Consider the following 13,440-nt stretch of genomic DNA (forward strand, 5'->3'; position numbering starts at 1 on the left):
TGGATTACGTGGCTTCGAAATCCACCAACACCGCGCCGTCCCCCACCTGATCACCGGCCTTGACCCGGTAACCTTGCACCGTCCCATCCGCCGGCGCCTGCAGCGTGTGCTCCATCTTCATCGCCTCCAGCACCAGCAGCGGGGTACCGCGCGTAACCTGCGTGCCCGGTGCCAGCAACGTCGCCACGATCCGGCCCGGCATCGGTGCGACCAGGCTGCCTGCATCGGCCACGCCCTGATCAGCTTCGCTCACCGGATCATGCAGGGTGAAGCGCTGCACGCCGTCCGTGCCGAACAGGTAAAGCTCGCCGCCGTCGCGCACGATCCGCGCACGGTGCAGGGTCTGCCCGATCTGCAGTGCAAGCTGCTCACCGCCGACAAGGCCGGTGGCCTGCACCTCGGCGTCATCCACGCGCAGCGACCACGCGCCAGCGCCGCCTTCAACGGCCACCACGCGCTGGCTGCCGCGATGCTCCAACGTCACCCGCCGAGCCGCGCGCTGCCCCAGACGCCAGCCATCATTGGCCTGCCACGGCGAATGCGGGTCGTGCGCATCGATGCTGGCCGGCGCGTCGGTGGCCACCGCAGCCACCGCCGCCAGCGCCCACAACGCAGCATCGGTGTCGCCGTCGACCAACGTCAGCGCCGCCTGCTCGCGCTTGATCAACGCCGTATCCAGCTTCGCGTTCGCAAACGAATCGGTCATCACCAACCGACGCAGGAACGCCGCATTGGTGGTCACGCCCACCACTTCGCACTCGGCCAGCGCCTGTTGCATGCGGCGCAACGCCGCGTCGCGGTCCACGTCCCACACGATCAGCTTGGCGATCATCGGGTCGTAGAACGGCGTGATCGCATCGCCCTGTTCCACGCCCGCATCCACGCGCACATGCGCGCTGCCCGCAGGCAGGCGCAGGTGACGCAGCGTACCGGTGGACGGCAGGAAGCCCTTGTCCGCATCCTCGGCATACAACCGTGCTTCCAGCGCATGACCCCGAATCTGCAATTGCTCCTGCTGCAGCGGCAGCGGTGCACCACTGGCCACGCGCAGCTGCCATTCCACCAGGTCGGTACCGGTGATGCACTCGGTCACCGGGTGCTCCACCTGCAGGCGGGTGTTCATTTCCATGAAGTAGAAGTCGCCGCCCGGCCCGGCAATGAATTCCACCGTGCCCGCGCCTACATAGTTCACCGCACGCGCGGCATCCACTGCGGCCTTGCCCATCGCGGCGCGGCGCTCGACGGTCATGCCCGGCGCGGGCGCTTCTTCCAGCACCTTCTGGTGGCGGCGCTGCACCGAGCAGTCACGCTCGAACAGATACACCACGTTGCCGTGGCTGTCGCCGAACACCTGGATCTCAATATGGCGGGGACGCTCCACGTACTTTTCCACCAGCACGTGTGCGTTGCCGAACGCCGACTGCGCCTCGCGCTGGCAGCTGGCCAAGGCATCGATGAAGGCCGTGCTGTCGTCCACGCGACGCATGCCCTTGCCACCGCCGCCGGCACTGGCCTTGATCAGCACCGGGTAGCCGATGGCGTCGGCCTGTTCGCGCAGGAACGCCGGGTCCTGCGCGTCGCCGTGGTAACCCGGGGTCAGCGGCACGCCGGCCTGCGCCATCAGCGCCTTGGCCGCGCTCTTGTCGCCCATCGCGCGGATTGCAGCAGCAGAGGGGCCAATGAACACGATGCCGGCCTCGGCACAGGCTTGCGCGAAGTCCGCGTTCTCGGACAGGAAGCCGTAACCCGGATGGATCGCCTGCGCACCGGTACTGCGCGCGGCGGCCAGGATGGCGTCGGCACGCAGGTAGCTTTCGCGCGCCGGGGCCGGGCCGATGCCCACGGCTTCGTCGGCCAGGCGCACATGGCGGGCGTCGCGGTCGGCGTCGGAATACACCGCCACCGTGGCAATGCCCAGGCGCTGGCAGGTGGCGATGACGCGGCAGGCGATTTCGCCACGGTTGGCGATCAGGATCTTGGTGAACATGGTGGTCTCGTTGCGCATGCCAGGGGGCCGGATCACATCCGGAACACGCCGAAGTCGGTCTTGCGGGCGGGGGCGTTGAGGCTGGCCGACAGCGCCAGGCCCAATACCCGGCGGGTATCGGCCGGGTCGATCACGCCGTCGTCCCACAGCCGCGCGCTGGCGTAGTAGGGGTGGCCCTGCTGTTCGAACTGGTCGCGGATCGGCGTTTTGAACGTGTCTTCGTCCTGCGCCGACCACTGCCCGCCCTTGGCTTCGATGCCATCGCGCTTGACCGTGGCCAGCACGCTGGCAGCCTGCTCGCCGCCCATCACGCCGATGCGCGCGTTCGGCCACATCCACAGGAAGTTCGGCGAGTAGGCGCGGCCGCACATGCCGTAGTTGCCGGCACCGAACGAACCGCCGATCACCACGGTGAACTTGGGCACCTTGGCGCAGGCCACCGCCATCACCAGCTTGGCACCGTCCTTGGCGATGCCGCCATGTTCGTACTTGCGGCCCACCATGAAGCCGGTGATGTTCTGCAGGAACACCAGCGGAATGCCGCGCTGGGTGCACAGTTCGATGAAGTGCGCGCCCTTCAGCGCGGACTCGGAGAACAGGATGCCGTTGTTGGCGATGATGCCCACCGGGTAGCCGTGCAGGTGCGCGAAACCGGTGACCAGCGTGTTGCCGTAGCGCGGCTTGAATTCGTCGAAGCGCGAGTCGTCCACCACGCGCATGATCACCTCGCGCACGTCGTACGGCTTGCGGGTGTCGGCGGGAATCACGCCGTACAGCTCCTGCGCCGGATAACGTGGTTCGGACGGGGCCTGCACCGCCAGCGCCGGCTCCGGCTTGCGCCAGTTGAGCTGGGCAATGATGGCGCGCACGCGGGCCAGCGCCTGCAGGTCGTTGTCGGCCATGTGGTCGGCCACGCCGGAAATGCGCGTGTGCACGTCGGCACCGCCCAGTTCTTCGGCGGTCACCACTTCACCGGTGGCCGCCTTCACCAGCGGCGGGCCGCCCAGGAAGATGGTGCCCTGCTCGCGCACGATCACCGTTTCATCGCTCATCGCCGGCACATACGCGCCGCCGGCGGTGCACGAGCCCATCACGCAGGCGATCTGCGGAATGCCCTGCGCGGAGAGGTTGGCCTGGTTGTAGAAGATGCGGCCGAAATGATCGCGGTCCGGGAACACCTCGTCCTGCAGCGGCAGGAACGCACCGCCGGAGTCCACCAGGTAGATGCACGGCAGGCGGTTCTGCTCGGCCACTTCCTGCGCGCGCAGGTGCTTCTTCACCGTCATCGGGTAATAGGTGCCGCCCTTGACCGTGGCGTCGTTGGCCACGATCACGCACTCAACGCCGGAAACGCGGCCGATGCCCGCCACCACGCCGGCACTGGGAATGGGGTCGCCATACATGCCGTGCGCGGCCAGCGGCGCGATTTCCAGGAACGCGCTGCCCGGGTCGAGCAGGGCATCGATGCGGTCGCGCACCAGCAGCTTGCCGCGCGCGGTGTGCTTCTGCCGCGCCGCCTCGCTGCCGCCCAGCGCGGTCTGCGCCAGGGTGGCGCGCAGGTCGTCCACCACCGCCTGCAGGGCAGCGCGGTTGGCTTCGAAGGTCTCGCTGCCGGGTTGCAGCTGGGTGCTCAGTACAGTCATCGCAGGGCCCTTACTTGGTGCGCTGGAACAGTTCGCGGCCGATCAGCATGCGGCGGATTTCCGAGGTGCCGGCGCCGATCTCATACAGCTTGGCATCGCGCCACAAACGCCCGGTCGGGTACTCGTTGATATAGCCGTTGCCGCCCAGGATCTGGATCGCCTGGCCGGTGAGCCAGGTGGCCTTCTCGGCCGAGTACAGGATCGCACCGGCAGCGTCCTGGCGGGTGGTGCGGCCCAGGTCGCAGGCGCGTGCCACCGCATACACATAGGCGCGGCAGGCATTCAGGCCCACGTACATGTCGGCCAGCTTGGCCTGGATCAGCTGGAACGTGCCGATCGCCTCGCCGAACTGCTTGCGCTCGTGCACGTACGGCATCACCACGTCCATGCCGGCCGCCATCAGGCCGAGCGGGCCGCCGGAGAGCACCACGCGCTCGTAATCCAGGCCGGACATCAGCACCTTGACCCCACCGCCCACCGTGCCCAGCACGTTGCCTTCCGGTACTTCGCAGTCCTCGAACACCAGCTCGCAGGTGTTGGAACCGCGCATGCCCAGCTTGTCCAGCTTCTGCGCGGTGCTGAAACCCTTCATGCCTTTTTCGATGAGGAACGCGGTGATGCCCTTGGCACCGCCGTTCGGGTCGGTCTTGGCGTACACCACCAGCACGTCGGCGTCCGGGCCGTTGGTGATCCACATCTTGTTGCCGTTGAGCACGTAGTGGTCGCCGCGCTTGTCCGCGCGCAGCTTCATCGACACCACGTCCGAACCGGCACCCGGTTCGCTCATGGCCAGCGCGCCGACCTTCTCGCCGCTGCACAGGCCGGGAAGGTAGCGCTGCTTCTGGTCTTCGGTGCCGTTCTTGCGCAGCTGGTTCACGCACAGGTTGGAGTGCGCGCCGTAGGACAGGCCGATGGCGCCCGACGCGCGCGAAATCTCTTCCATCGCCACCACGTGGGCCAGGTAGCCCATGCCGCTGCCGCCGTACTCTTCTTCTACGGTCAGGCCGAGCAGGCCCTGCTCGCCGAGCTTGCGCCACAGCGCGTGCGGGAACAGATTCTCTTCATCAGCCTTGGCTGCCAGCGGCGCGATCTCGGCCGAGGCAAAATGGGCCACGCTCTGGCGCAGCATGTCGATCTCTTCGCCCAGGTCGAAGTTCATGGTGGGGACGTGCATGAGGCAGCTCCGAGCGGAAGAAGGGGACGATAGGCCTCCAGCCTAGTCCTCCCGGCAGCAAAAGTGAATACAAATTCAAAAATTGAACATAGAATCAGCAAATGGCCTATAAACGCTCCGCACTGATGGAAGAACGCCTGGCCGGGGCCCGCGAGCGGATCCTGCTGGCGACCCGTCGCCTGGTCGCCGCCGGCGGCTACCGCAACGCCCCGGTGACCGCCGTGGCCGCCGAGGCCGGGGTCTCCACCGGGTTGATCTACCGGCACTTCCCGTCCAAGGCCGAACTGTTCGTGGAGGTGCTGACCGACGCGGTCGAGCACGAACTGCGCATCTTCGAAGGCATCGCTGCCGAACCGCTGCCCGCCCCGGAGCGGTTGCGCCGGGCGATCACCGCGTTCGTGCGCCGCGCATTGGCCGGTCCCGGGTTGGCCTACGCCTTCATCGCCGAGCCGGTGGACCCGGAAGTGGAAGCCGAGCGCATCCGCTGCCGCCGCCTGTTCGGTGACGTATTCCGCCGCATCGTGGATGACGGCGTGGAAGCCGGCAGCTTCCCCGCGCAGGACACCGAGGTGGCTGCGGCCTGCATCGTCGGAGCGTTTACCGAAGCGCTGGTCGGCCCTACGGCGCCCAGCCGCGACGGTCACGGCGACCAGACCGCGCTGGTGGAATCGATCTGCGTTTTCTGCCTGCGCGCTGCAGGCGGTTGATGCTGCAATGCATCACCTGGCGGCGGCTTGCAGAGCGCCGCCGACGCTGGTCATACTCGGCGGACAAGCCGTAGTCCAACGACTGCCAGCCAGGGGTGAAAGAGAGTGCGGAATTACGACCTCGAGTTCCTGAAACGCTTTTCCATGGTCATTGCGTTATTGATGGCCATCACGCTCGGATTGATCCTGTTCGCTGCGTACCTGCATACCCGTATTCCCCCTGAGATCTCGCCCCAGGCCGCCAAGCGCACCGAACTGCGCATTGCCCCGGCCGGCGCGGTGTATGCCGGCGCCACCGGCATGGCCGACCAGGCGGCGGCGAAGGCCGCAGCCCTGGCCAAGGCCGCTTCGCAGGTCGCCTATGGCGGCACCACCGACGGCAAGGTGATCTTCGACAACCTGTGCACGGCGTGCCACACCACCGGTGTTGGCCAGGCGCCGACGCTGGACCACGCGCATTGGGATGGTCGCCTGGGCCAGGGCAAGGACACGCTCTACAAGCACGCCATCGAGGGCTACACCGGCCCGGACGGCGGGATCATGCCGCCTAAGGGTGGTAATCCTGCGCTTACGGAAGAGCAGATCCATGCGACGGTGGATTGGATGCTGGCGAATCTGAAGTAATCGGTGGGGCGGGGTCATCCCCGCATCCGGCATCGCGTGGGACACGCATGGCGTGTCTCTACGCAGCGACCGGCCACACGGTCGCAGGGTCGGCCACCACCCGGGTAGCGACACGCCATGCGTGTCCCACGTAAACCCACCCCAGGCGGCTTTGCCCAACCCGCCCAAATCCCCACCCGTGCCCGCTTCCCGCCACAATTCGGCGTTAGTCTGTGCACCCGCACTCCATGACCACCCCGCCGATGCGCCGTCGCTCCCTCGCTCTTGCCCTGTCGTTGCTGCTGCCCGCCACCACGTTCGCCCAGGCCCAGCCGCAGGCACACCCGACCGCATCGCCGGCGGCGGCTCCGACCTCCGCCACCGTCACCCTCACCGCCGCCCCCGCCGACTGGCGCGCGCTCGACGGCCAGCACGTGCGCATCGCCGCGCCGCTGACCCTGGCCGGCACCGACGGCCTCACCCGCTTCGGCGAACTCACCGTGTCCTTCGAAGGCCGCCTCTGGCAGCCCAGCGAAGTGGCCGCACCCGGCACCGACGCCCACGCCCAAGTCATCGCCGACAACCGGCGCCGCCGCCTGCTGCTCGACGACGGCAGCAACGCCCGCGACCCCGGCCCGGTCGCCTACCTGCCGCCCAATGCAACCCTGCGCACCGGTACCGTGCTGCGCAACGTGGAAGGCATCGTCCACGTGGACGACAAGGGCACCCCGCGCCTGCAGGTCACCACCCCGCTGAACCTGCCCGCGCTGGCCCGCCCGGAAAACGCGCCCGTGGTCCCCGGCGCACTCAAGGTGGCCGCGTTCAACCTGGAAAACTTCTTCAACGGCGACGGCCAGGGCGGCGGCTATCCCACCCTGCGCGGCGCCCGCACCCTGGCCGAACACCAGGCGCAGACTGCCAAGCTGGTCGCTACCGTCAACGCGCTCGGCGCCGACGTGGCCGCGCTGATGGAACTGGAGAATGACGGCTACGGCCCGCAGTCGGCCATCGCCGAACTGGTCGCCGCGCTCAACGCCAACCGCGGCAAAAGGGCCGACTGGCGCTTCATCGACGCCGGCAAGGGCCCGGGCGACAACCCGATCCGGGTCGGCATCATCTACCGCAGCTCCAGGGTGACCCCGGTCGGCGCCCCGGCCGTGCTGGAAACCGCCCCGTTCGGCCCGCACAGCCGCGTGCCGTTGGCCCAGGCCTTCCGCGCCGGCAAGGGCGCGCCGTTCGTGGTGGTGGCCAACCACTTCAAGTCCAAGGGCTGCTCCGAAGCCAGCGGCGCCGACGCCGACCAGAAGGACGGCCAGGGCTGCTGGAATCCCACCCGGGTCGAATCGGCGCGCCTGCTCAACCAGTGGCTGGGCACCGACCCGACCGGTGCCGGCACTTCCGACGCCATTCTGCTCGGCGACTTCAACGCCTACGCCATGGAAGCCCCGATCCGCACCCTGCATGACGCGGGTTGGCGAGACGCCTTCGCCGTGGCGAAGGTCGACCATCCTTACAGCTACGTCTACAGCGGCATGACTGGCCGCCTCGACCACGCCCTGCTCAGCCCCGGCATGGCCAAGCGCCTGCGCGGCGCGGCCGAATGGCATATCAATGCCGACGAAGCCGACGACGTGGGGTACCAGGGCCGTAATGAAGCTGGCCCGTGGCGCAGTTCGGATCACGACCCGTTGATCCTCGGGTTCGACAAGTAATCCGGTGGGGCGGTAGAGCCACGCCCTGCGTGGCTGCGCCAATCATCCCCAGGCGATAAACCCGATCGCCACCACCGCCAACGCCAACCCCGCGCGGTTCCACCGCGTGGTCGGCTCGCCGAACGCGAACACCCCCACCAGCGCCCCGAGCACCACCACGCCGATGTTCATCCCGGCAAACACCGTGGCCGGGCTGTCCGGCAGCGCCTGGTGCGCGTGCACATAAAAAAGAATGTTGCCGCCGTTGAGCAGCCCCAGCAGCGCGCCGGCCCCGGCATTCCGCACGCTCAGCCGGCTGCGCCCGCTAGCATGCCGCCACACCTGCACTGCCAGCATCAGCACGAAGGCAATGCTGAAACACGCCAGCAGCGCCGCCATCGACGGCGTGCCCGACAGCGCCACCTGCTTCAGCAGCACGTCTACCAGCGCAAAGCCCACCCACACCGCCAGCAGCCAGCGCCAGCTCCCGGCTTCACCGGCCACCGCCGGCCCGCGCGGACGCAGGCTGATGCCCACCATCGCCACCAGCCCCAGGCCCAGTCCGAGCAGCTTGAGCGGCGTCGCGCTCTGCCCGAAGAACAAGAAAGCAGCCAACAGCGACAACAGCAGCGACAACCGCTGCGCCACATCGGTGCGCACGATCCCGGCCACCGCCACCGCGCGGCCCAAAATCAGGAACAGGGAAGGCAGCACCACCGCCAGCACCAGCAGCGCCGGCCACGGCGCATGCGTGCTCTGCAGCGCCTGCAACGGCGGCTGCAGCACCACTGCGGTGAGCCCGGCGGCCACCAGGTAATTCCAGGTCACCATCTGCGCTACATCCAGGCCGCGCCGGGCGGCCAGCTTCAGCAGCACCGAGACCAACACGCTGCAGACCACGCTGAAAAGCAGATAGAACATGGGGTTCCAGGCAGGCGCGGCGGTGAAGGCCGCAGGGGAGCGGTATTATGACGCCATGCACAATCCCACTTTCCCCACTGAAAGCGGCACCCTGCAGCTGGCCGGCCCGGTCGGCGCGCTGGAGGTGGCCGTCGATCTGCCCAAGGCCGACGTGCCCGCCCAGCCCGTGGTGGCGATCATCTGCCACCCGCTCTCCACCGAGGGCGGCAGCCTGCACAACAAGGTGGTGACCATGGTCGGCACCACCCTGCGCGAGCTGGGCATCACCACGGTGCGCTTCAACTTCCGCAGCGTCGGTGCTTCGGCCGGCGCCTTCGACCACGGCAACGGCGAGCAGGACGACCTCAAGGCGGTTGCTGCCTGGGTCCGCGAACAGCGCCCGGACGCCACCCTGTGGCTGGCCGGTTTCAGCTTCGGCGCCTTCGTCTCGCTGCGCGCCGCCGCCGAGCTGCAGCCGGACGTGCTGGTCTCGATCGCCCCGCCCGCCGGTCGCTGGGACTTCGACGGCGTGCAGCCGCCGACCCGCTGGCTGGTCATCCAGGGCGACGAGGATGAAATCGTCGACCCGCAGGCCGTCTACAACTGGCTGGACAGCCTGGACGCCCCGCACGAGCTGGTGCGCATGCCCGAAACCAGCCACTTCTTCCATCGCAAGCTGATCGACCTGCGCGGCGCCATCACCCACGGCGTCAAGCACTGGCTGCCCACTGCGGACAGCGCCAGCGCATGAGCGACACCCCGATGACCCCCTCCCAGCGCTACGCCGACGGCGTGGCCAAGGGCGAATGGCAGAACGACCCGGCCCAACACGCCGCCCTGGCGGAACTGGACCGCATCCACCTGGCCCTGCTCGACAGCGCCCAGGACGGCTGGCTGGACCGCCTTTCGGCCTTCTGGAAGAAGCCCGAGCCGGTCAAGGGCCTGTACTTCTGGGGCGGGGTAGGGCGCGGCAAGACCTTCCTGGTGGACCTGTTCTATGAGGGCCTGCCGATCGAGCAGAAGTACCGCACCCACTTCCACCGCTTCATGCGCGGCATCCACGAACGCCTGCGCGAGCACCAGGGCCAGAGCGACCCGCTGGCCAAAATCGCCCAGGAATGGCGGACCAGGCTGCGCGTGCTGGTGCTGGACGAATTCTTCGTCACCGACATCGGCGACGCCATGCTGCTGGCGCGCCTGCTCGAGCGCATGTTTGCCGAGGGCGTCACCCTGGTCACCACCTCCAATACGGCGGTGGAGAACCTGTACCTGAATGGGCTGCAGCGCGACAGCTTCCTGCCGGCGATCAGCCTGCTGCAGACCTACTGCGTGGAGCTGTACGCCGAAGGCACCGAAGACTACCGGATGCGCGCGCTGACCCACTCGCCGGTGTACCAGGCCCCGCGCGACGCCGAAAGCGACGCCTGGCTCGCCGGCCGCTGGGCCGCCCTGAGCGGCGGGCAGTCGCCCAAGCCCGGCAACATCGAGATCGAGGCCCGCAAGATCCCGGTCCGCGCGCGCGGCAAGAGCATCGTCTGGTTCGACTTCAAGGCCCTGTGCGAAGGCCCGCGCGGCCCCTCGGACTACATCGAGATCGCCCACGAGTTCAACACCGTCCTGTTGGGCGACATCCCGCACTTCGACCGCACGAATGAAGACGCCGCCCGCCGATTCGTGAACCTGATCGATGAGCTGTACGACCGACACGTCAACCTGGTCTGTACCGCCACCGACGCCCCGGTCGCCCTGTACACCGGCACCCGCCTGCAGGGCGCCTTCGAGCGCACCGCCTCGCGCCTGATCGAAATGCAGAGCGCCGAATACCTGGGCACCCCGCACCGGGCGTAACGCGGTGCCCCGGCCGGGCACCCTGGGAATGGAATCCCCCCGGTAGAGCCACGCCCTGCGTGGCTGCGCGCGGAGCCGGACCACGCCAATTCGTTACGCCCGCGTGACGCCATCGTTCCGTTTTTCAAACCCCTGCATCACACCGAAAAGTCGCCCCTGACGCTTGACTGCGCACTCCATTTCCACAGGTCGGGACCGTTCGTCGGACGCCCTTCCCAGCCGCTCCTTGCGCCACAAGGGATTGCCCAGATTCCCTACATTTGGCGTTGACTCGCCCATATACCCCCACTATCTTGTGGCTGGCCCTTCCACCGACCCCAAGTGGTGGAGGCCACCGCCGAGCCAGTCGCGACAATCTCCGGGGGGAGGGATGACCGGCGTCACCACGGGAGCTGCAGTCGCGCTTCCTGAGACGCCCTCGTGCCACCCTGAAGACCTGAGCGCGCCACCTAGTGCCGCCCCAAATCACGCCAAGAGGAAAACGCCGTGAGCACCGAAACCAGCGCAGCCACCACTCAGGAAAGCGAATTCCTGCTGACTTCGCCGCCGACCAATACGGCGATGAGCGTCACCAAGCGCAATGGAACGACCGAGCTGGTGGATCTGAACAAGATCGTGCGCGCGGTGCAGCGTTCGGCTGAGGGCCTGCATGCGGTCGACCCGATGCGCGTGGCTACCCGCACCATTTCCGGCCTGTACAACGGCGCCACCACCCAGGAGCTGGACGAGCTGTCCATCCGCACCGCCGCCCTGCTGATCGGTGAAGAGCCCGAGTACGGCCGCCTGGCCGCGCGCCTGCTGGCCAACTACATCGCCAAGGAAGTGTCCGGCCAGGAAATCCACGCCTTCTCGCAGTCGGTCGGCCGTGGCCACGAAGTGGGCCTGATCAACGACCGCCTGCTGAACTTCGTGCAGACCAACGCGCGCAAGCTCAACGACGCCATCGACATCGGCCTGGACCTGAACTTCGATTACTTCGGCCTGCGTACCCTGTACGACCGTTACCTGCTGCGCCATCCGCACACCCGCAAGGTGATCGAGACCCCGCAGCAGTTCTTCCTGCGCATCGCCAGCGCCCTGAGCGAAGACGTGCCGGAAGCCCTGGCGCTGTACAAGCGCATGGGCAACCTGGACTACCTGCCGTCCAGCCCGACCCTGTTCAACTCCGGCACCACCCACGAGCAGCTGTCCTCGTGCTTCCTGCTGGACTCGCCGCAGGACTCGCTGGAATCGATCTACTCCAAGTACGGCGACATCGCCCAGCTGTCCAAGTTCAGCGGCGGCATCGGCGTCAGCTACACCCGCGTGCGTTCGCGCGGCTCGCTGATCAAGTCCACCAACGGCCATTCCAACGGCATCGTGCCGTGGCTGAAGACCATGGACTCGTCCGTGGCCGCGGTGAACCAGGGTGGCAAGCGCAAGGGCGCGGCCTGCGTGTACCTGGAAACCTGGCACGCCGACATCGAAGACTTCCTCGAACTGCGTGACAACACCGGCGACGAATCGCGTCGTGCGCACAACCTGAACCTGGCCAACTGGATCCCGGACCTGTTCATGAAGCGCGTGGAGACCGACCAGGAATGGTCGCTGTTCGACCCGCGCGTGGTGCCCGAATTCACCGACCTGTTCGGCGAAGCCTTCGAAGCGGCGTACCTGCAGGCTGAAGCGCAGGGCAAGGCCAACCGCACCATCTCCGCGCGCAAGCTGTACTCGCGCATGATGCGTACCCTTGCCGAGACCGGCAACGGCTGGATGACCTTCAAGGACAAGTGCAACCGCGCCAGCAACCAGACCCTGCGCGCCGGCAACGTGATCCACCTGTCCAACCTGTGCACCGAAATCCTGGAAATCACCTCGGCCGAAGAAACCGCGGTGTGCAACCTGGGCTCGATCAACCTGGGCAACCATTTCGACGTCCACGGCGAATTCGACTACGAAAAGCTGGCCGACACCGTGCGCCTGGCCGTGCGCCAGCTCGACCGCGTGATCGACCTGAACTTCTACCCGATCGAATCGGCGCGTCGCGGCAACCTGCGCTGGCGTCCGGTCGGCCTGGGCTGCATGGGCCTGCAGGACGTGTTCTTCCGCAAGCGCCTGGCCTTCGACAGTGCCGAAGCCCGCGCGCTGTCGAAGAAGATCGCCGAGACCATCTACTTCCACGCGCTGGAAACCTCGGTCGAGCTGGCCCAGGAACGCGGCAAGCACCCGTCCTTCGCCGACACCCGTGCGGCCAGCGGCGAGCTGCAGTTCGACGCCTGGAACGTGGTGCCGGAAGACACCGCGCGTTGGGACGCCCTGCGTGAGCGCATCAAGGAACACGGCCTGCGCAACTCGCTGATGATCGCGATCGCCCCGACCGCGACCATCGCCTCCATCGCCGGCTGCTACGAGTGCGTCGAGCCGCAGGTGTCCAACCTGTTCAAGCGCGAAACCCTCTCGGGCGACTTCCTGCAGGTCAACCGTTACCTGGTGAACGAGCTGAAGAAGCTCGGCCACTGGACCCCGGAAATGCGCGACACCATCAAGCTGGCCGAAGGTTCCATCCAGGGCATCAGCCAGATCCCGGAAACCCTGCGCCAGGTGTACCGCACCGCATGGGAACTGCCGATGCGTTCGCTGATCGACATGGCCGCCGACCGTGGCGCCTTCATCGACCAGTCCGCCTCGCTCAACCTGTTCATGGAAAGCCCGAACATCGGCGCCATGTCCTCCATGTACATGTACGCCTGGAAGCAGGGCATCAAGACCACCTACTACCTGCGTTCGCGTCCGGCCACCAAGATCGCCAAGACCACCGTCAGCAGCTACACCCCGGTCGAAGCCGTGGCCTGCTCGCTGGAAAACCCGGAAGCCTGCGAGGCTTGCCAATAAGACCGGCGTGCCGGCC

The 13,440-nt window shown here is 67.4% G+C and carries 10 protein-coding genes; 6 read left to right on the plus strand and 4 right to left on the minus strand.

Annotated features, from left to right (window positions below):
* Positions 1-4: 4 nt before the first annotated feature.
* Genes C2U58_RS18420 through C2U58_RS18430 form a run of 3 tightly spaced genes read right to left on the minus strand, consistent with a single transcriptional unit; the run spans position 5 to position 4,804 of the window.
* Complete coding sequence (locus tag C2U58_RS18420; RefSeq protein ID WP_102947200.1) at positions 5-1,987, minus strand: acetyl/propionyl/methylcrotonyl-CoA carboxylase subunit alpha; 1,983 nt, start codon at positions 1,985-1,987, stop codon at positions 5-7.
* Between the two features lie 32 nt (positions 1,988-2,019).
* A complete protein-coding gene (locus tag C2U58_RS18425; protein ID WP_102947171.1) occupies positions 2,020-3,630 on the minus strand; it encodes a carboxyl transferase domain-containing protein in 1,611 nt (536 codons plus the stop codon).
* Between the two features lie 10 nt (positions 3,631-3,640).
* Positions 3,641-4,804, minus strand: a complete 1,164-nt coding sequence (locus tag C2U58_RS18430) for an isovaleryl-CoA dehydrogenase (protein WP_102947172.1) — start codon at positions 4,802-4,804, stop codon at positions 3,641-3,643.
* A 101-nt stretch (positions 4,805-4,905) separates the two neighbouring features.
* Between C2U58_RS18430 and C2U58_RS18435 the strand changes: the two genes are divergently transcribed.
* The 3 genes from C2U58_RS18435 to C2U58_RS18445 all read left to right on the plus strand — a co-directional run bounded on the left by C2U58_RS18435 (position 4,906) and on the right by C2U58_RS18445 (position 7,826).
* The gene (locus C2U58_RS18435) at positions 4,906-5,511 is read left to right on the plus strand and encodes a TetR/AcrR family transcriptional regulator (RefSeq protein WP_070208150.1); all 606 of its coding nucleotides are present in this window, start codon (positions 4,906-4,908) and stop codon (positions 5,509-5,511) included.
* A gap of 105 nt (positions 5,512-5,616) precedes the next feature.
* Entirely contained in the window at positions 5,617-6,135 is a 519-nt protein-coding gene (locus tag C2U58_RS18440; protein WP_102947173.1) for a c-type cytochrome, read from the plus strand.
* 242 nt (positions 6,136-6,377) lie between these two features.
* Positions 6,378-7,826 carry an ExeM/NucH family extracellular endonuclease gene (locus C2U58_RS18445; protein WP_102947201.1) on the plus strand — a complete coding sequence of 483 codons (1,449 nt, stop codon included), beginning with the start codon at positions 6,378-6,380 and terminating at the stop codon, positions 7,824-7,826.
* Between the two features lie 42 nt (positions 7,827-7,868).
* On the opposite strand, the gene C2U58_RS18450 is transcribed toward C2U58_RS18445, so the two are convergent.
* Positions 7,869-8,726, minus strand: coding sequence for a hypothetical protein (locus tag C2U58_RS18450; RefSeq protein ID WP_102947174.1), 858 nt, complete (start codon positions 8,724-8,726; stop codon positions 7,869-7,871).
* Positions 8,727-8,781: 55 nt separating this feature from the next.
* On the opposite strand from C2U58_RS18450, the gene C2U58_RS18455 reads away from it, so the two are divergent.
* From C2U58_RS18455 to C2U58_RS18465, 3 genes are all read left to right on the plus strand, one after another.
* Positions 8,782-9,456, plus strand: coding sequence for a CocE/NonD family hydrolase (locus tag C2U58_RS18455; RefSeq protein WP_102947202.1), 675 nt, complete (start codon positions 8,782-8,784; stop codon positions 9,454-9,456).
* On the plus strand, positions 9,453-10,553 hold the full coding sequence (zapE, locus tag C2U58_RS18460) for a cell division protein ZapE (RefSeq protein WP_102947175.1): 1,101 nt from the start codon (positions 9,453-9,455) through the stop codon (positions 10,551-10,553). Before C2U58_RS18455 ends, zapE begins: the two co-directional genes overlap by 4 nt.
* A 486-nt stretch (positions 10,554-11,039) precedes the next feature.
* Positions 11,040-13,424 carry a ribonucleoside-diphosphate reductase subunit alpha gene (locus tag C2U58_RS18465; protein WP_102947176.1) on the plus strand — a complete coding sequence of 795 codons (2,385 nt, stop codon included), beginning with the start codon at positions 11,040-11,042 and terminating at the stop codon, positions 13,422-13,424.
* The last annotated feature ends 16 nt before the right edge of the window (positions 13,425-13,440 follow it).

It is taken from the genome of Stenotrophomonas sp. VV52, assembly GCF_002893095.1.
GTDB classification, from domain to species: Bacteria; Pseudomonadota; Gammaproteobacteria; order Xanthomonadales; family Xanthomonadaceae; genus Stenotrophomonas; species Stenotrophomonas aracearum.

What these genes read in the sequence shown, in the direction of transcription:
- C2U58_RS18420 (WP_102947200.1), bottom strand. Translation starts at nt 1,987, where the DNA reads ATGTTCACCAAGATCCTGATCGCCAACCGTGGCGAAATCGCCTGCCGC.
- C2U58_RS18425 (WP_102947171.1), bottom strand. Translation starts at nt 3,630, where the DNA reads ATGACTGTACTGAGCACCCAGCTGCAACCCGGCAGCGAGACCTTCGAA.
- C2U58_RS18430 (WP_102947172.1), bottom strand. Translation starts at nt 4,804, where the DNA reads ATGCACGTCCCCACCATGAACTTCGACCTGGGCGAAGAGATCGACATG.
- C2U58_RS18435 (WP_070208150.1), top strand. Translation starts at nt 4,906, where the DNA reads ATGGCCTATAAACGCTCCGCACTGATGGAAGAACGCCTGGCCGGGGCC.
- C2U58_RS18445 (WP_102947201.1), top strand. Translation starts at nt 6,378, where the DNA reads ATGCGCCGTCGCTCCCTCGCTCTTGCCCTGTCGTTGCTGCTGCCCGCC.
- C2U58_RS18450 (WP_102947174.1), bottom strand. Translation starts at nt 8,726, where the DNA reads ATGTTCTATCTGCTTTTCAGCGTGGTCTGCAGCGTGTTGGTCTCGGTG.
- C2U58_RS18455 (WP_102947202.1), top strand. Translation starts at nt 8,782, where the DNA reads ATGCACAATCCCACTTTCCCCACTGAAAGCGGCACCCTGCAGCTGGCC.
- zapE (WP_102947175.1), top strand. Translation starts at nt 9,453, where the DNA reads ATGAGCGACACCCCGATGACCCCCTCCCAGCGCTACGCCGACGGCGTG.